Source organism: Labedella phragmitis (genome assembly GCF_004078635.1).
GTDB classification, from domain to species: domain Bacteria; phylum Actinomycetota; class Actinomycetes; order Actinomycetales; family Microbacteriaceae; genus Labedella; species Labedella phragmitis.
Genome location: NZ_RZNB01000003.1, coordinates 222,085 through 238,221, shown reverse-complemented (window position 1 = coordinate 238,221; position 16,137 = coordinate 222,085). Strand labels below are relative to the sequence as shown.

General features: G+C 68.3%; 17 protein-coding genes and 1 tRNA gene. 11 read left to right on the top strand and 7 right to left on the bottom strand.

Going from position 1 to position 16,137, the window contains the following annotated elements; all coding sequences use genetic code 11:
- Positions 1-28: 28 nt before the first annotated feature.
- On the bottom strand, positions 29-751 hold the full coding sequence (locus ELQ90_RS16985) for a cache domain-containing protein (protein ID WP_243696094.1): 723 nt from the start codon (positions 749-751) through the stop codon (positions 29-31).
- Between the two features lie 34 nt (positions 752-785).
- Positions 786-1,535 carry a FadR/GntR family transcriptional regulator gene (locus ELQ90_RS09170; protein WP_243696093.1) on the bottom strand — a complete coding sequence of 250 codons (750 nt, stop codon included), beginning with the start codon at positions 1,533-1,535 and terminating at the stop codon, positions 786-788.
- A 133-nt stretch (positions 1,536-1,668) separates the two neighbouring features.
- On the opposite strand from ELQ90_RS09170, the gene ELQ90_RS09165 reads away from it, so the two are divergent.
- The 6 genes from ELQ90_RS09165 (at position 1,669) to ELQ90_RS09140 (ending at position 7,662) form a co-directional block, all read left to right on the top strand.
- The gene (locus ELQ90_RS09165; RefSeq protein ID WP_128494969.1) at positions 1,669-2,736 is read left to right on the top strand and encodes an ABC transporter ATP-binding protein; all 1,068 of its coding nucleotides are present in this window, start codon (positions 1,669-1,671) and stop codon (positions 2,734-2,736) included.
- Positions 2,737-2,755: 19 nt separating this feature from the next.
- Complete coding sequence (locus ELQ90_RS09160) at positions 2,756-3,922, top strand: ABC transporter substrate-binding protein (protein ID WP_128495203.1); 1,167 nt, start codon at positions 2,756-2,758, stop codon at positions 3,920-3,922.
- 6 nt (positions 3,923-3,928) lie between these two features.
- Positions 3,929-4,855 (top strand): ABC transporter permease, encoded by a 927-nt coding sequence (locus tag ELQ90_RS09155; RefSeq protein ID WP_128494968.1) that lies wholly within the window; start codon positions 3,929-3,931, stop codon positions 4,853-4,855.
- A 7-nt stretch (positions 4,856-4,862) separates the two neighbouring features.
- Positions 4,863-5,663: an ABC transporter permease gene (locus ELQ90_RS09150; protein ID WP_128494967.1), complete on the top strand. Its 801-nt coding sequence runs from the start codon at positions 4,863-4,865 to the stop codon at positions 5,661-5,663.
- Between the two features lie 114 nt (positions 5,664-5,777).
- Positions 5,778-6,821: a type IV toxin-antitoxin system AbiEi family antitoxin gene (locus ELQ90_RS09145; RefSeq protein WP_128494966.1), complete on the top strand. Its 1,044-nt coding sequence runs from the start codon at positions 5,778-5,780 to the stop codon at positions 6,819-6,821.
- A gap of 58 nt (positions 6,822-6,879) precedes the next feature.
- Entirely contained in the window at positions 6,880-7,662 is a 783-nt protein-coding gene (locus ELQ90_RS09140; protein WP_128494965.1) for a hypothetical protein, read from the top strand.
- Positions 7,663-7,761: 99 nt separating this feature from the next.
- Here the strand turns inward: ELQ90_RS09140 and ELQ90_RS09135 are convergent, their stop codons facing one another.
- The 4 genes from ELQ90_RS09135 to ELQ90_RS09120 form a co-directional block, all read right to left on the bottom strand.
- Positions 7,762-8,256, bottom strand: coding sequence for a DUF1206 domain-containing protein (locus tag ELQ90_RS09135; protein ID WP_279432133.1), 495 nt, complete (start codon positions 8,254-8,256; stop codon positions 7,762-7,764).
- A gap of 119 nt (positions 8,257-8,375) precedes the next feature.
- A complete protein-coding gene (locus ELQ90_RS09130) occupies positions 8,376-9,104 on the bottom strand; it encodes a phosphatase PAP2 family protein (protein ID WP_128494963.1) in 729 nt (242 codons plus the stop codon).
- Positions 9,105-9,200: 96 nt separating this feature from the next.
- A complete protein-coding gene (locus ELQ90_RS09125; protein WP_128494962.1) occupies positions 9,201-9,689 on the bottom strand; it encodes a YajQ family cyclic di-GMP-binding protein in 489 nt (162 codons plus the stop codon).
- Between the two features lie 60 nt (positions 9,690-9,749).
- The gene (locus ELQ90_RS09120; RefSeq protein WP_128494961.1) at positions 9,750-11,045 is read right to left on the bottom strand and encodes a GNAT family N-acetyltransferase; all 1,296 of its coding nucleotides are present in this window, start codon (positions 11,043-11,045) and stop codon (positions 9,750-9,752) included.
- Between the two features lie 56 nt (positions 11,046-11,101).
- On the opposite strand from ELQ90_RS09120, the gene ELQ90_RS09115 reads away from it, so the two are divergent.
- On the top strand, positions 11,102-12,028 hold the full coding sequence (locus ELQ90_RS09115) for a PfkB family carbohydrate kinase (protein ID WP_128494960.1): 927 nt from the start codon (positions 11,102-11,104) through the stop codon (positions 12,026-12,028).
- A 121-nt stretch (positions 12,029-12,149) separates the two neighbouring features.
- Positions 12,150-12,234, top strand: a tRNA-Tyr gene (locus ELQ90_RS09110).
- Positions 12,235-12,296: 62 nt separating this feature from the next.
- Here the strand turns inward: ELQ90_RS09110 and aztA are convergent.
- Positions 12,297-13,034 (bottom strand): zinc ABC transporter ATP-binding protein AztA, encoded by a 738-nt coding sequence (gene aztA / locus ELQ90_RS09105; protein ID WP_243696091.1) that lies wholly within the window; start codon positions 13,032-13,034, stop codon positions 12,297-12,299.
- Positions 13,035-13,054: 20 nt separating this feature from the next.
- Between aztA and aztB the strand changes: the two genes are divergently transcribed.
- From aztB to aztC, 3 genes are read left to right on the top strand one after another with little or no spacing between them, the layout of a single operon-like run.
- Positions 13,055-13,915 (top strand): zinc ABC transporter permease AztB, encoded by an 861-nt coding sequence (gene aztB / locus ELQ90_RS09100; RefSeq protein WP_128494958.1) that lies wholly within the window; start codon positions 13,055-13,057, stop codon positions 13,913-13,915.
- A gap of 59 nt (positions 13,916-13,974) precedes the next feature.
- On the top strand, positions 13,975-15,210 hold the full coding sequence (locus ELQ90_RS09095; protein ID WP_128495202.1) for an ABC transporter: 1,236 nt from the start codon (positions 13,975-13,977) through the stop codon (positions 15,208-15,210).
- Positions 15,207-16,136, top strand: coding sequence for a zinc ABC transporter substrate-binding protein AztC (gene aztC, locus ELQ90_RS09090; RefSeq protein WP_128494957.1), 930 nt, complete (start codon positions 15,207-15,209; stop codon positions 16,134-16,136). The genes ELQ90_RS09095 and aztC overlap by 4 nt, the downstream gene beginning before the upstream one ends.
- Position 16,137 lies beyond the last annotated feature (1 nt).

Below are 16,137 nucleotides of genomic sequence, written 5' to 3'. Positions count from 1 at the left end.
CGACATCGCGTCCGCGGCACCCCAGCCCTCAGCCGACGACGAACGCGAGGTTCGTCGACCCGCACGGGATGACCCGGCGCCCGTCCGGCAGCGATGCGGGACCCGTGACGGAGAATCGGCCGCCCTCGACGCGGAGGATCGTTCCCGTGGCGAGGTGCGGGTCGGTCGACACGACCACGCGGCCCCAGCCGTTGACGAGCGTCGTCGTCTCCGCCACCGACCGGAGGTACGGGAGCAGCGAGCGCTCGACGTCCGCGACGTAGAGGTCCGCGCCGACGACGCCGATCATGGCCGCGTCGTGCACGACGGGCGCGGTGAGCGTGAGGGTGTAGTCGTCCGTGCAGAGGTAGTCGACGTACGGTCCCGTGATGTGGGGAGCGCGGGTCGTCGCGGGGACGCGCCACCACTCGAGGGTCGTGTAGTCGCGGAAGGCGTCGTCGCCCGGGTCCTCGGCGGCGCGGAGCCGTCGGACGCGGGGGTCGGCGCCGCCGGCGCTCCCGACCGATCCGCCGAGCCACCAGGCGAGGTGCCAGTCGGCGTCCGCGAGGACGTGGGGCGCCGCCACGAATCCGCCGCCGATCTCGAGGGCGCCGGAGCGCTCGAGGACCGGGACGACGACGGACTCGACGAGGGCGTCCACCGCGGTGCTTGCGATGGGTCCGTCGGTCAGCTCGGCAAGCTGCTCGACGTATGACCGCCACTCGTCGATGCGGGCGAACACCGCGGTGAAGATCGCGTCGACGGCTGACACGCATTCCTGTACGGCATCGGTTGTGGTTCGCATCTCATCCCGTCGCTTCGAGTATCGTCTTCCTCTCGAGGAGCCATTCGATGGCCTCCTCGACGTGCTCCCTCGTGATGGTTCTCGCGCGTCCGCCGTCCACCTCCGCTATCGCGTTGACGACGGCGAGGTGAGCGTCCCTGCTCCGCGCACGATACTCCTCATCACGCAGGCAGAGCCAGAGAAGCGGAGCGAACTCGCCCTGCACCCGCAACTCCTCGCGCACGAGGCGCGCGGACTGCGACAGCGCCGCGACCTCGAGGCGGAAGGTGCGTTCGCCCCGCCGTGCCGCGGTCTCGCTCTCGAGGTCGATCGCGAGCACGACCGAGCGGAGGTGCTCGACGTCGTCCCCCGTCGCCCTGTCCGCGGCGAACTCGGCGCTCGAGGAGGCGATCGCGGAGTAGTAGGCGCCCATGTCGCGCAGCTCGGCTCTGGACAGCTCGCGGACGCGAGCGTCGACGGACGTCGGGTGCGTGCGCTTCTCTGTGACGAAGCTCCCGCCGTCCCGGCCACGCCGCGTCTCGACGAGGCCTTTCTCGCGCAAGGCGACGAGAGCCTCGCGCGCCGTCACGGTCGCCACGCCGAACTGGCGTGCCATCTCGGTCTCGCTCGGGAGGCGTTCGCCCTCACCCAGCAACCCGAGCACGATCGCGTCGGTCAAGCGGCGTTCGACGAGTTCCGCTCGACCCGCGTCCACGAGCGGGGCGAAGACCGCGGCTCGCGTCGCGCTCACGGGTCCGATCGATCGCGGCACGTCGTCCTCCTCGTGGGTGTCGTGACACGACCGTAACATCCGCGTGATCCCTTTGACATCTGGTTCCATAGGATTAGTGTCATGACGAACTCTCGGGTCGCCCGGGAGCGACCGACCCGACGAAGGGACGCCCGTGACGGCAGCACCCGCCATCCGCCTCACCGGACTGACGAAGACGTTCGGCGAGACCCGAGCGGTCGACGCGCTCGACCTCGACATCGCCGCAGGGGAGTTCTTCTCGATGCTCGGCCCCTCCGGGTCGGGCAAGACCACGGTGCTGCGACTGATCGCCGGATTCGAGACGCCGACCGACGGCACCATCGAACTCTTCGGCGAGGACGTCACGGCGAGGGCCGCGTTCGACCGGCCCGTCAACACGGTCTTCCAGGACTACGCGCTCTTCCCGCACATGACCGTGCTCGAGAACATCGCATACGGACTGCGCGTCCGCGGAGTCGGTCGGGCCGAACGCCTCGATCGCGCCCAGGCCGCTCTCGACTCCGTCCGGCTCGGCTCGTTCGGATCGCGGAAGCCTGCGCAGCTCTCCGGAGGCCAGCGGCAGCGCGTCGCGCTCGCGCGAGCGACCGTCGTCCAACCGAAAGCCCTCCTGCTCGACGAGCCGCTCGGTGCACTCGACCTCAAGCTCCGAGAACAGATGCAGGTCGAACTCAAGGAACTGCAGCGCGAGCTCGGCATCACCTTCATCTTCGTGACCCACGACCAGGAGGAGGCGCTCACGCTGTCCGACCGCATCGCCGTCTTCAACGACGGGCGCATCGCGCAGCTCGGGACGCCGGCCGAGATCTACGAGCGACCGACCTCTCCATTCGTCGCCGACTTCGTGGGCACCTCCAACCTGTTCGACGGGGAGGACGCCGCGGCGGTCCTCGGACGGACCGGGGCGTTCTCTCTCCGTCCCGAGAAGATCCGGCTGCGCGCCGATGAGGGCGTCGCGGCGGCCACCGCCGAGGTCGTGCGCTCGGTCGGGACGGTGGCCGAGGAGATCTACCTCGGAACGAGCACACGTGTCCTCGTCGACCTCGACGCGGGGTACCGACTCGTCGTCCTCGAGCAGAACGCCGCCCGCTTCGCCGCCCGCGACCGGCGAGGCGACCGCGTGACCGCCGAGTGGTCGGCATCGGACGTCATCGACCTCGCTGCGCCCGTCGGTGCCGCGACCGCACCAACCAGGAAAGGGTGAACCGCAAATGAAACGCACAATGATCGGGCGACCCGCTGCCATGACCGGCATCGCCATCGCCTCCGTCGCACTCCTCGCGGGGTGCGGGACCACGTCCGCGCCGTCGGGCGGCGGTGAGGTCGCCGAGGAGGTCGGCGAGCTCGAGGGCTCCGTCTCGATCCTCGCGTGGCCGGGCTACGTGGAGGACGGCAGCAACGACCCCGAGGTCGATTGGGTGTCGGCGTTCGAGGAGGACACGGGCTGCGAGGTCACGAGCCAGACGTACGGCACCTCCGACGAGGCGCTCAGCCTCATGAAGTCGGGCGGGTACGACGTCATCGCAGCGTCCGGCGATGCGACCCTCCGCCTGATTGCGGGAGGCGACGTCGCCCCGCTCAACACCGACCTCATCCCGAACTACGACGGGATCTACGACTTCCTGAAGGAGCAGTCGTGGAACAGCGCCGACGGCGAGGTCTACGGCGTTCCCCACGGCTACGGCGCGAACCTCCTCATGTACAACACGGAGGTCTTCCCCGAGGCGCCGACGTCGTGGAGCGTCGTGTTCGACGACGCTGCGGCGAACGCCGGCAAGATCACGGCCTACGACAGCCCCATCTACATCGCGGACGCGGCGATGTACCTCATGGCGCACGAGCCGGACCTCGGTATCGAGAACCCGTACGCCCTCGACGAGGACCAGCTCGCGGCCGCCGTCGAGCTCCTCAAGGGCCAGCGCGCGAACGTCGGAGAGTACTGGAGCGACTACCTCAAGTCGATCCAGTCGTTCGAGACCGGGAACATCGTCGCCGGCACGACCTGGCAGGTCATCAAGAACTCGATCCCCGAGGGCACGCCCGTCGACGTCACCCTTCCGGAGGAGGGCGTGACCGGCTGGAGCGACAACTGGATGGTCGGGTCGGATGCCGCGAGCCCGAACTGCGCGTACGCGTGGCTCGACTACATCGCGAGCCCCGAGGCCAACGCCCAGGCGACCGAGTACTTCGGTGAGGCCCCGTCGAACGACGCGGCCTGTGAGTTCCGTTCCGAGGGGCAGTGCGAGCTGTACCACGCCGGTGACGAGGAGTACGCCTCGCAGATCTGGTACTGGTCGACGCCCATCGCCGAGTGCCTCGACGGCCGGACGGACGTGGAGTGCACGGACTACGCGGCGTGGACGACGGCGTGGCAGGAGATCAAGGGCTGATGCCACATGACGAGTGACGCTGCAGCGCCACCCCACCAGCGCGCCGGGGTCCCCGTTCCACGGGAGACCCCGGCCCGCCGGCTGTCCGTCCTCCTCAGTCGCGCCCCGCGCGTGAGGCTCGGGCTCCTCCTCACGGCGCCTCTGTTCTGGTTGGGCCTCGTCTACATCGCGGCGCTCGCCGCGCTCCTCGTGACGGCGTTCTGGACGGTGGACAGCTTCACGGGGACGGTGAGCATCGAGTGGAACCTCGACAACATCGTCACCGTCCTGACGGGCGCCGTCTATCAGGCGGTGACGCTGCGAACGGTGGGTGTCGCGATCCTCGTGACGATCATCGACATCGTGATCGCCCTCCCGATCGCGTTCTACATGGCGAAGGTCGCCTCACCGCGCATGCAGAGGGTGCTCGTCATCCTCGTACTCATGCCGCTGTGGGCGAGCTACCTCGTGAAGGCCTACGCGTGGCGATCGGTGCTGAGCGAGGGGGGCCTGATCGACTGGATGGTGACCCCGTTCGGCGGCAACACGCCGGGCTACGGCCTCCACGCCACCGTCATCACGCTCGCGTACCTCTGGCTGCCGTACGTCATCATGCCCATCTATGCAGGGCTCGAGCGGGTGCCGGACAGTCTGCTCGAGGCGTCGGGGGATCTCGGCGCGAAGACGTGGCGGACGCTCCGATCGGTCGTCCTGCCGCTCCTCTGGCCGGCGATCATCGCGGGGTCCATCTTCAGTTTCTCCCTGTCCCTCGGTGACTACATCACCGTCAACATCGTCGGAGGAGCGAGCCAGATGCTCGGCAACCTCGTCTACACGAACGTCGGCGCCGCGAACAATCTGCCGCTCGCCGCCGCGATCGCGCTCATCCCGATCGCGATCATGATCGTCTACCTCGGTCTCGTGCGTCGCACGGGCGCCCTCGAGAACCTGTGAGCGCATCATGAGACTCAGCCGACCGGCCCGCATTACTCTCGGCGCCCTCACCATCGCGGTGCTGATCGTCGTGTACGTGCCGCTCTTCGTTGTCCTGGTGAATTCCTTCTCCACGAGTCAGAGCCTCGTCTGGCCGCCGCCCGGGTTCACCCTCGAGTGGTGGGGCACGGCGTTCCAGAACCGCGGCGCCCTGTCGGCGCTGTGGACGAGCGTGCAGGTGGCGTCGCTCGCGACGGTCATCTCACTCGTGCTCGGGACGCTCGTGGCGATAGCGCTCCAGCGCCACAGCTTCTTCGGTCGTCAGTCCGTGAGCCTTCTCGTGATCCTGCCCATCGCGCTGCCGGGCATCGTCACGGGCATCGCGCTGAACAACGCGTTCCGCACGATCCTCGGGCTCCAGCTCGGTTTCTTCACGATCGTCGTCGCGCACGCGACCTTCTGCATCGTGACGGTCTTCAACAACGTGCAGGCGCGATTGAGGAGGACCGGGACGAACCTCGAGGAGGCGTCGGCCGACCTCGGCGCCGGGCTGTGGACGACGTTCCGTCTCGTGACGTTCCCGCAATTGCGGTCCGCCCTCTTCGCCGGAGGACTGCTGGCCTTCGCGTTGAGCTTCGACGAGATCATCGTCACGACGTTCACGGCCGGGGTCGGGACGACGACGCTGCCCATCTGGATCTTCCAGAATCTGTTCCGCCCGAATCAGGCGCCCGTCGTCAATGTGATCGCCGTCGTGCTCGTCGTGGTCTCGCTCGTCCCCATCTACATCGCCCAGCGCATCGCCGGAGCCGAGCGCGTCCCGAAGTAGTGGCTGCTCTATCGAGTTTGCCACTTTTCCTCATTGTCAGATGGTTATTATCGCCACGGGTAAATAGTTAGTTATGTCCTTAAAACTCTGTTTTTACCGACTACAATAAAAACTGTGCGAAACGGAAGAAAACGCGAGCAAGCCATCGTGAAAAACATGTTGCCTGACGATTTCTCTCTCGTCGATGAAGCTGGTCGCTTGTGGATTGAGCAGGGATCCCAACGGTGGCAACTCTCGCCTGAGTACATAGGCGAAGGATTTCCTTCCGATGTACGCCGATGGCTTGCTTCAAACCCCGCTAACGTCCGCGAAGGGATTCCGGTTGTCACGGCCCGAAGGGTGACTGGGGGCGCCCGCGCGTTACTCGATGATCAGCTGATCTCCTGGGCGGATAGCGAGGGAGCAGGAGTGATCCGCGACGGCGCGGGGCTCTATGTTGCACGACTGCCTAAAACGAAACGAATTCGCGGACACGCAATGAATTGGACGCCCGTCGTCACCGATGTCGTCGAGGCAGTTCTCGCGCTGCGACAACAGCAAAATGCCGGAGAACATACGCCCGTTGCTCGTCCTTCCCGCCTGGCTGACCTAACGGGTTACTCATACGCTCAGACATCTAAGGTATTGGCTCTCCTCGACGAGGAGCAATACACCACGAAAATGGGAGCGCAAAGGGGGCCGACGGCGGCCCGAGGTTTTCTTGACGCAAGCCGCATGCTTAGTGACTGGGCCGGTGTATACGCTCGTGTGACAGATCCGTCTGTAGGTGCTCAATTCCACGTGCCTTGGCGCGCTGCGGAGCGGTCACTTGAGCTCGTGCGGCAGACCCAGAAAACCGAATGGGTAGTGTCGGGGCTCGCTGGCGCAGATCGGTTGGCACCATATCTGACGCAGACACCCGACCTTCTCCTCTACGTCCACCGCGATAAATTGGACGATGCACGGCAAGCGCTCCTTGAAAGCCCCGACGTGACCGAGACTGATCATGGTGGTCGTATCCGACTCGCACCGGCAGCGTCGCATATCATGGCGCTATCACGGGACTATGAAGGCGTGAAAGTCGCACCGCCAATCCGGGTATACGGGGACCTCCTTCGAGCAGGTTCTCGCGCAGCTGAAGCCGCTGACGTTATTCGAGAGACCGTTCTTGAGTTCTGAGGAGCGTAACCGCGACGCTCGTCAACGAGCTGAAGAGGCACTTATACGATTCGTAATCTTGGCCGCTGATCACTGGAGCGATTTTGTCGTCATAGGCGGCCTCAATCCGGACTTCCTCGCCCCCAACGCGCCAGCCCCGCATCTCGGAACAACGGATGTCGATATCCTCTTTGAGCTGGGCTTCATTCACGACCGAGACGAGCTCGATTTCGCTTGGTTAGATGATGCGCTTGCACGAGGCGGATTCGTTCCGCGACCGGGCGTCTCGGGGTGGCAGTGGAATGCGGTCTTGGGGGACACTCTCGTGCGCCTCGACCTGCTTTGCGATGTGTTGGACAACGTCGGACAGCCACTCGCTCTTCCTGGAGCACACGAGGCTGCGGCTCAAAACCTCGACGGGCCAGCCGCCGCCCTCCAGCAAACAATTGATCGAACTCTTCCAGTGCCGCTTTCCGTGCGCCGAGAAATTCCGGAAGCTCCGCAGGAGGTGACGATCCGATTTACAGGGCTTGGAGGCTACATCGCTGCGAAGGCGGCAGCAATGCTTGCTCGAAGGAAGCCAAAGGACTCGTATGACCTAATGTTCGTCGCGCTCTACAACCCGGGCGGCGTCCCCGCCGCAGCACGAGCTGTGCTGAACACGCCGTCGGCGGAATATCGGCCCGAGCCGCGCATAGCAGTCGAGGCTGCCATGAGCCTGCTGTCCCAGCCGGACGGTTTGGCTGCTGGCCATTTCGCTCGGCAGATGCAGCAGGCAGGTGACGATGAAGGTGAGGATGCCCTCCGCCAGGATGCCTCAATTGGAGCCCGCAAGTTCCTGGAGCTCTTGCGCGCTGATTGACGAATCCAGGGTCTCGCTGAGCCTTGCCGACAGCCCGTAGTGGCGCATAACCCGCCATGCGTCATCCCTGTGACACATACGGTTATGCGCGTACGAATGTCACATCCGCGCGTAGCGGGCGCGGGCGAAGCAGAAGAGGCCGTAGAGCACGAGGCCGAGTCCGACCGTCCAGAGGATGATCGCTCCGTAGGGGAGCCCCGCGAGAGCGCGGAGGCCCCCGTCGAGACCGCCGGCGGTCTCGGGGTCGTGGGTGACCGCAGCGACGACGAAGAGGATCCCCGTGACGGTCACGGCGATGCCCTTCGCGATGTACCCAGCGATGCCGAAGGCCACGATGCCCCTCTTCGTGGTGCCGCCGGGCAGGCTCAAGTGCTTCGTGAACGCGCGCGTGATGCCGCGCACGATGAAGGCGACGCCGACGCCCGCGACGATGAGGCCGACGAGGACGAGGAGCGCGACGCCCGCCGGAGCGGCGAGGAGCTGCGCGCTGAACGATTGCGACGACTCGGACGACTGGGACTGACGACCCAACGCGGACGTCGCGGCCGTGATCGCGATCGCGATGTAGGCCGCGGCGGTGCCGAGGAACTTGATCCGGTGCCCCCACTTCTTCTTCGTGTCGGAATCGCGCTCGAGGAACGTCTCCGCGATCTGCCAGATCGCGAGCGCGAGGAGCCCGACGACGATGGCCCCTGGTCATGGGGGCCTTCCGGTCAGGGTTCGGGAGTCGGGTTCGGACGCGACGGTTCCGTGGCTAGAGCAGGTGTGGCGGCTCGAGCGGCGCGGCGGTCGCGGACCGCTTCGATCGTGCACCAGACGAGCGTCGCGACGACGACTCCCTCGAGCATCCCCGCCACGACGTCGCTCAGCCAGTGCGCGTGCAGATAGGTCCGGCTCCACATCATGATGAGGACCCAGGCGATGCCCGTCGTCCAGATCCACCGTCGTCGGAGCAGCAGGCCGAGGGTGATGACCGCCGTGGTCGCCACGGCGGTGTGGCCTGAGGGGAACGAGGTCGCCACGCTCTCGGCGAGCGAGTCGGCGGGCCGGACGCGAGCGATGACGGCGGCCATGGGTGCTCCGATCGCGACGACCGCGACGATCGCGATGGCGAGGGTCGCGGCGTCCCACCGCCGTCCGCGCCAGAAGAGGAGGAGGACGAGCAGCAAACCGACGACGAACATCCCGATCGTGCCGCCGACGATCGCGGGCACCCAGGCGACGACGACGAGTGCGTCGTTGAGGATCGTGACCATGAGATCGTTCCACCAGAGGTCGACCGGAAGCGGCTGGTGCCGCCCGAAGGCGACCCCGATGCGGAGCACCACGAATGCGACGATCGCGACGATGCCCACGGCGAAGACGAGGGAGCGTCGCGAGTCGGGTTCAGGCGCGACGGGTTCGGAGAGCGGCTCCAGCGGAGTCCGCCCGATTGCGGTCATGGCGCGAGCGTAGGGGGAATGCTCCCCCCGAGTGGAGGGTTGACGAGGAGTGCTTCCGTCCGGGCCGCCGCCCGATGACGTGACCCTGCCGCGAGATCAGCGGAAGTTGACGAACTGGAGGTCGATGTCGAGGTCCTTGCCCTTGAGCAGGGCGATCGTCTCCTGGAGGTCGTCGCGGCTCTTCGACTGCACACGGAGCTCGTCGCCCTGGATCTGGCTCTTGACCGACTTCGGCGCCTCGTCGCGGATGATCTTGCCGATCTTCTTCGCGTTCTCCGACGAGATGCCGTCCTTGAGCGTCGCCTCGATGCGGTACTCCTTGCCGCTCGCGTACGGCTCGCCGGCCTCGAGGCTCTTGAGGGAGATGCCGCGCTTGATGAGCTTCGACTGCAGCACGTCGAGCACGGCCTTCACGCGCTCCTCGCTGTTGGCCTTGAGCATGATCTTCTCGCCGCTCCACTCGACCGACGCGCCGACGCCCTTAAAGTCGTAGCGCTGCTCGATCTCCTTCGAAGCCTGATGAACGGCGTTGTCCGCCTCCATCTTCTCGACCTTGCTGACGACGTCGAACGATGAATCTGCCATGCGCTCCAGTGTATGCGGCCGCTCAGCACCCTCGCGAGCGGAGCGGCCACCCGCGGCGGATCAGAACCAGCTGCTGAGGCGCGGCGGGACGGCCGTGCGGAAGAGCCGGTCGAGAGCGAGGGCGTCTCCCTCGATACGGCCGGCGGCCGCGAGCCCCGCGACGGAGGGAGCACCCAGGTAGACGGACGCGAGCGCGCCGACGGGGAGAGAGACGTCCGCGCCGTCGGTCGTCTCCTGCACGCGTGCGGTCCCGTCGGCGCCCACCTCGAGACGGAACCGTCCGGCGGCGAAGCCGAGCGGGTCGTCGACCTCGAGCACGATGCTTCCTGCCGTCTCGTACGCCCGGGCTTCGAGGGCGGCCGGCACGTCGAGGATGCGCGTCCACAAGTGGTCCTGCACGTTCGTGACCTTCGCGCCCCGGATGTCGCGGACGAGCCACGGGAGCGGTTCGTCGACGCCGCGGGTGTGGGCGCGCACGGTCGCGACGAGGTCCATCTCGATGACGTAACGCCAGAGCGCGGCGTTCGCCGCCGCTGTCGTCGCGACGAGGGCGACGACGTCGAGCGTCGCGTTCGTGAAGTCGGAGTCGTCCTCCGTAATCGTGTACGTCACGAATCCCTCGGGTTCGCCGTCCGGGCCGTCGTAGCGCACCAGCCGGTACTTGTCGGCGTCCGGTGCGCCCTCGAGCGGCGTCATGGTGCGGTCGGAGAGGTAGTCGGAAAGCCCGACTTCGCCGGCGCGAGCGGCGTTCTGCCGTGCGAGCAGCGAACGACCGGTCTCGACGAACTCGGCCGGCGTCGTGAACGACAACCGACCAGGCGTCGTCGGCCCGACCCACCCGGCTCGGCGCGTGTCGATCGTCCACACGCTCGAGAACGCGCTCGGACCGAACCCCCAGCGGCCGTAGATCGTGGACTCGGAGACGGTGAGTGCGGCGACGGGGATCCCGAGAGCGGCGGCCGTTCGGAGTTCCGCGGGCAGCAGTGCCGATGCGATGCGGCGCCGGCGGTGCGTCGGCGCGACCGTGACGGCGCTGATGAGCCACGATTCGACGGCGCGGGGACCCGGGACGGTGAGAGGTGCGGGCCACGAGCTCACGGTTCCGACGGGCGCGACGGGTGAGGGGATCGAGTCGTCGTAGACGCCCGTCGTCCGGCGGTGCCGCAACAGCTCCCGCTGCTGGGCGAGGGAGGCGGCGCTCGGCTGGCGCGCGTGGAAACCGCGGGCCTCGGCGGACAGCCACGCGTCGAACGTCGCGTCGTCCGCGGTGTCGACGATGGCGGGTCGCAGGCCGGAGTCTCGCAGCGTCGTCGCCGCCTGGTCGTCGAGGGGGATGGAGAGGTACGGCTCGGTCATGACTCCACGGTATCCGCCCGCAGCGCCCGGACGTCAGTCCGTGTACATTCCGAACTATGAATGAAGAACGCGGCGTCGCCGAGGGCGCGAGCACGGAATCCGGACGGGTCGTCGTCATCGGGGACGCCCTCATCGACGAGTTGAGGGACGAGCGCGGGACGCGCGAGTTCGTCGGGGGAGCGGCGCTCAACGTGGCCGTCGGCCTCGCGCGGCTCGGGGTGCCGACGACGCTCCTCGCGATGGTCGGTGACGACGAGGACGGCCGCATCATCCGCGAGCTCCTCCAGAACCACGGCGTGGAACTCGTGGCGACGGCGTCGGAGCACGGATCGTCGCGCGCGATCAGCGAGCGCGTGGACGGCGAGCCGCACTACGTCTTCAACGCGGCCGCGCAGAACCGGCACGTCGACTTCGGCGCCGCCGAGCGACGCGCGATCGCGGCGGCGCCCGTCGTCGTCGTGAGCTGCTTCCCGTTCGACGACGACGCGCAATCCGCCGCGCTCGAGGAGGCGACGACCGACTCCCTCCTCATCGTCGACCCCAACCCGCGCGAGGCGATGATGGCCGACCGCGGCCGCTTCGAGGAGAACGCGCTGAGGATCGTGGGGAGCAGCCTGCTCGTCAAGGTGGGTGACGACGACGCTCCCTTCCTCGGGGCCGACGGCCTCGCCGCCCTCGTCCCCGATCTGCAGCGAGGGGGAGCGGAGGTCGTGCTCGCGACCGAGGGCAAGGCGGGAGCGCGCATCCTCGACGGGGAGGTTGAGGTGTCGAGCGGCATCGCGTCGCTTCCGGGGCCCATCGTCGACACGATGGGTGCCGGCGACGCGTCCCTCGCGTCCGTCGTCGCCGACGTCGTCCGACAGGGCCGACCGGCCGACTCGAACGGCTGGTCGCGCGTGCTCGATCGTGCGATGCTCGTGGCCGCGGCGACGTGCCGCTCCGAGGGAGCCCTGCTCCGGACGCCCGAGGATCTCGACCGGTAGCAGGGTGCGCGACACGCCGACGGTCGCCGAACGGCGGGGATTTCGCAGCCTCCCGGGGTCCGGGGTAGTATTTCCTGCGGCGCGTTCGGTTGGCTGAACAAGTACGGTCGGAAGCGCATCTGGCGAGTTACCCAAGCGGCCAAAGGGATCTGACTGTAAATCAGACTGCTCAGCATTCGGGGGTTCGAATCCCTCACTCGCCACCATCCGACAGCCCCCGCGCGTTCTCCGAACGCACGGGGGCCGTCGTCATGTCCGGGGGCTGTCGTCATGTCCGGGGGCTGTCGAGGCTCTTCCTGACGAAGTCCGGACCGGCCGCACTGACGTCCTCGACGATGCGGCCGCGGGTCATCCGCACGACGCGCTCGGCTTCCGCGATGAGCGTCTCGTCGTGGCTCACGCACACGACCGCCACGCCTCGTCTGGCTTCGTCCTCGAGCACGGTCCGGATGCGCGCCGCGCTCGCCGCGTCGAGGCCCGTCGTCGGCTCGTCGAGCAGGAGGGTGTCCGCGCCTCTGGCGAGTCCCTGGGCGAGGATCGCGCGCTGGCGCTGACCACCCGAGAGTACTGCGAACGACGCCGTCGCGAGGGCGGCGATGTCGAGCCTCTCGAGGGCCGCGTCGACGCGTGATCGATCGGCCCGGCCGATCCGGCGCCACGATCCCGATCGTCCCCACACGCCGATCGTCACGACGTCGCGCACCGAGAGCGGGAGAGTGTCGGGCACGGCAGCGCGTTGGGGGACGAATGCGACCGCCGGGGTGCGACGGAGAACGCGGCCACTCGTCGGTGGCCGTACGCCGGCGATGACCTCGAGCATCGTCGACTTGCCGGCTCCGTTGGGGCCGACGATCGCCGTGCGGCTCGCCGCGATGACGTCGAGGTCGACGTCGTCGAGGGCGACAGTGCCGTCGAAGCGTACGCCGACACCCTCGAGTCGGACCGCTGCGGTGATGTCGTCCGTCATCCGATCGCCCCGTTCTCTGAAGTTGATAATCGTTCTCATGACACTGTAGCGTCGCTGCGGTGACCTTCGTGACCGATCCGTTCCAGGCGGACTTCATGCTGCGTGCCCTCGTCGGCGGCGTGCTCGTGGCGGTCCTGTGCGCGGTCGCGGGGACCCGGGTCGTCATTCGGGGGATGGCCTTCCTCGGGGAGGCGCTCGCCCACGGGATGCTGCCCGGAGTCGCGCTCGCGACGTTGCTCGGTGTCCCCGTGCTGCTCGGTGCCGCCGTGAGCGCCGTGGGCATGACCGTCGGCATCTCGATGCTGCAGCGGCGCGGCCGCCTCTCGTACGACACGAGCATCGGGCTCCTCTTCGTCGGCATGCTCGCGCTCGGCGTCATCGTGATCTCCCACTCGGGCAGCTTCGCGACCGACGCCACGACGATCCTCTTCGGCGATGTCCTCGCGATCACGAGTGCCGACATCCTGGCGCTCGCCGTCGCGGCCACAGCGGGAGTCCTCGTGGCCGTGCTCGCGCACCGATCCCTCGTCGCCGCAGCGTTCGACCCGCGCGTCGCCGAGACCCTGGGCCTGCGCCCCCGCCTCGCCCACGTGGTGCTCGTGGGGCTCGTGACACTCGCCGTCGTCGCCTCGTACCAGGCGGTCGGATCCCTCCTCGTGGTCGGGTTGCTCCTCGCACCCGCCGTCGCGGCGGGCCAGTGGTCCCACCGCATCCCGATCATCATGCTGTTGGCCGCCCTGTTCGGCGCGGGCGCGGTGTTCGCGGGGCTGCTGCTCTCGTGGCACGCGGGCACGGCGGCCGGCGCGTCGATCGCCGCGGTCGCCATCGCGCTGGCGGCCTCCTCCTGGTCGCTCCGGGCGGCGACGAGGACGGCTCGCCCGGTCGCCCCGACGGACGTCGTCGCTCCCGCCGCCGTATGACGCAGCTCCGCCTCTCCCACGATCTCTCCCTCCACCTCCCGCTCCACCGAAAGGACTCCGTGATCCACCGCTCCTCGACCCTCGCCCTCCTGACCGCCGGGCTCGTCGCGCTCACCGCGTGCTCGGGGGCGCCGTCCGACACGGATACGACGGCGTCCTCGACCGGCGACGGGCACGGCCGGGTCGAGGGTGCGAGCGAGGTCGCGGAGCCGCGACTCGGGCTCACGACCGTCGGCCCGGACGGTGTCGTCCAACACCTCGACCTCCTCGACGGATCGGTCGCCGACATCGCGGAGGTGCCGCGACCGCGCGCTCTCACGACGGACGGTCGCTACCTCTTCAGCGAGGGCGACGCGGGGATCACCATCGTCGACAGCGGTCGCTGGACCTGGGACCACGTCGACCACTTCCACTACTACCGCGCGGAGCCGCGCACGGTCGGTGCGATCGCGGGCACCGGCCCGGTCGCCGTCGCCACCACGAACTCGTCGACGACGGGCGGGACCGGCCTCTTCTTCGCCGGGTCGGGCGACGCCGTCCTCCTCGATACCGAGGCACTGTCGCACGGGGAACTCGTGGACCGATTCCGGCTCTCCGTCGAGCCGCACGACGGGCTCGTCGTGCCCGTCGGGTCGTTCGCGCTCGTGAGCGACCCGCAGAGCGGTGGCGGATCGCTGAGCGCCTACACGGCGGACGGCGATCCGGTGACCGACAGGACGATCGAGTGCGCCGCGCCGGCGGGGACGATCACGACGCGCGTCGGCGCGGTGGTCGGCTGTCGAGACGGTGCGGTCCTCGCGACGGCCGAGGACGGTTCCCTGTCCCTCGAGAAGATCGCCTACCCCGCCGACGCGACGGCACCGCCGGCCACGGCCTTCGCCGCCCGCGAGGGCAGGCCGACCGTCGCCGCGCTCGCGGGCGACCAGGGCATCTGGCTGCTCGACACGCGTGAGCGTTCCTGGACGCTCCTCCCCGCCCCCGCCCCACTCGTGAGCGTCACGGCGGTCGACGACGAGGACGGCCACCTGCTCGCCCTCGGCGCCGACGGTCGCGTCCTCGTGCTCGATGCGGCGACTGGGGCCGTGCGCGCCGAGACGGTTCCACTCCTCGACGCCACACTCCGCTCTCCCGAGGCGCTCGCCGGTGTCGAGCTCATCGCGGACCAGCAACGCGCCTACGTCAACGCTCCGCTCGAACGGAAGCTGTACGAGATCGATTTCGCGGACGGCGCCCGGATCGCGCGCACGTTCGAGACGGCCGCGGACGCGTCCTTCCTCGCGGAGACGGGCCGATGAGGGGCGGGCAGAAGCGGCGCCTCGGCCTCACCGCGGTCAGACTCGCGGCCCTCGTAGCCGGAACGCTCGTCGGGTGCGCTCCGGCAGCCGACGATCGGCCGCTCGTCGTCGTGTCGACCAACATCCTCGGTGACGTCGTCGGGGAACTCGTCGGGGACGAGGCCGAGGTCGTCACGCTCATGAAGCCCGATGCCGATCCCCACTCGTTCGAGATCTCCGCGCAGGAGGCTGCGCGATTGCGCTCCGCGGACCTCGTCGTCTCGAACGGGCTCGGTCTCGAGGAGGGGCTCCAGCAGCACCTCGACGCGGCGGCGGTCGACGGGGTCGAGACCTTCGTCGCGGGGGAGTCGATCGACGTCCTCGACTACCGCGAGGGGGACGCCGCCGGCATGCCCGACTCGCACTTCTGGACGGATCCCGCGCGCATGGTCGACGTCGTCGACGCGCTCCAGGAACCGCTCGGGGCCCTTCCCGGCGTCGACCGCGACGCGGTCGACGCGGCGACGGCGTCGTACCGGTCCGAGCTCGAGGCCTTGGACGCAGAGATGACGGCGAGCTTCAGCGCCATCCCGGACGACCGACGCGCCCTCGTGACGAACCACCACGTGTTCGGGTACCTCGCCGAGCGCTACGACTTCGAGGTCGTCGGAGCGGTCATCCCGGGCGGCACGACGCTCGCGGCTCCGAGCGCGTCGGATCTCGCCGATCTGGTCGACGCGATCGAGGAGACCGACGTCCCCACGATCTTCGCCGAGTCGTCATCGCCGGATCGGCTCGTGCAGGCTCTCGCGAGCGAGGCCGATGTCCACATCGACGTGGTCGAGCTCTTCACCGAATCGCTCACCGCTCCGGACGGTGGAGCCCCCGACTACCTGACCATGATGCGCGTCAACACGGAGCGCATCACCTCCGGGCTCTCCTCGTAGC

What these genes read in the sequence shown, in the direction of transcription:
- ELQ90_RS09150 (WP_128494967.1), top strand. Translation starts at nt 4,863, where the DNA reads ATGAGACTCAGCCGACCGGCCCGCATTACTCTCGGCGCCCTCACCATC.
- aztC (WP_128494957.1), top strand. Translation starts at nt 15,207, where the DNA reads ATGAGGGGCGGGCAGAAGCGGCGCCTCGGCCTCACCGCGGTCAGACTC.
- ELQ90_RS09155 (WP_128494968.1), top strand. Translation starts at nt 3,929, where the DNA reads ATGACGAGTGACGCTGCAGCGCCACCCCACCAGCGCGCCGGGGTCCCC.
- ELQ90_RS09120 (WP_128494961.1), bottom strand. Translation starts at nt 11,045, where the DNA reads ATGACCGAGCCGTACCTCTCCATCCCCCTCGACGACCAGGCGGCGACG.
- aztA (WP_243696091.1), bottom strand. Translation starts at nt 13,034, where the DNA reads ATGAGAACGATTATCAACTTCAGAGAACGGGGCGATCGGATGACGGAC.
- ELQ90_RS09160 (WP_128495203.1), top strand. Translation starts at nt 2,756, where the DNA reads ATGATCGGGCGACCCGCTGCCATGACCGGCATCGCCATCGCCTCCGTC.
- ELQ90_RS09130 (WP_128494963.1), bottom strand. Translation starts at nt 9,104, where the DNA reads ATGACCGCAATCGGGCGGACTCCGCTGGAGCCGCTCTCCGAACCCGTC.
- ELQ90_RS09125 (WP_128494962.1), bottom strand. Translation starts at nt 9,689, where the DNA reads ATGGCAGATTCATCGTTCGACGTCGTCAGCAAGGTCGAGAAGATGGAG.
- ELQ90_RS09115 (WP_128494960.1), top strand. Translation starts at nt 11,102, where the DNA reads ATGAATGAAGAACGCGGCGTCGCCGAGGGCGCGAGCACGGAATCCGGA.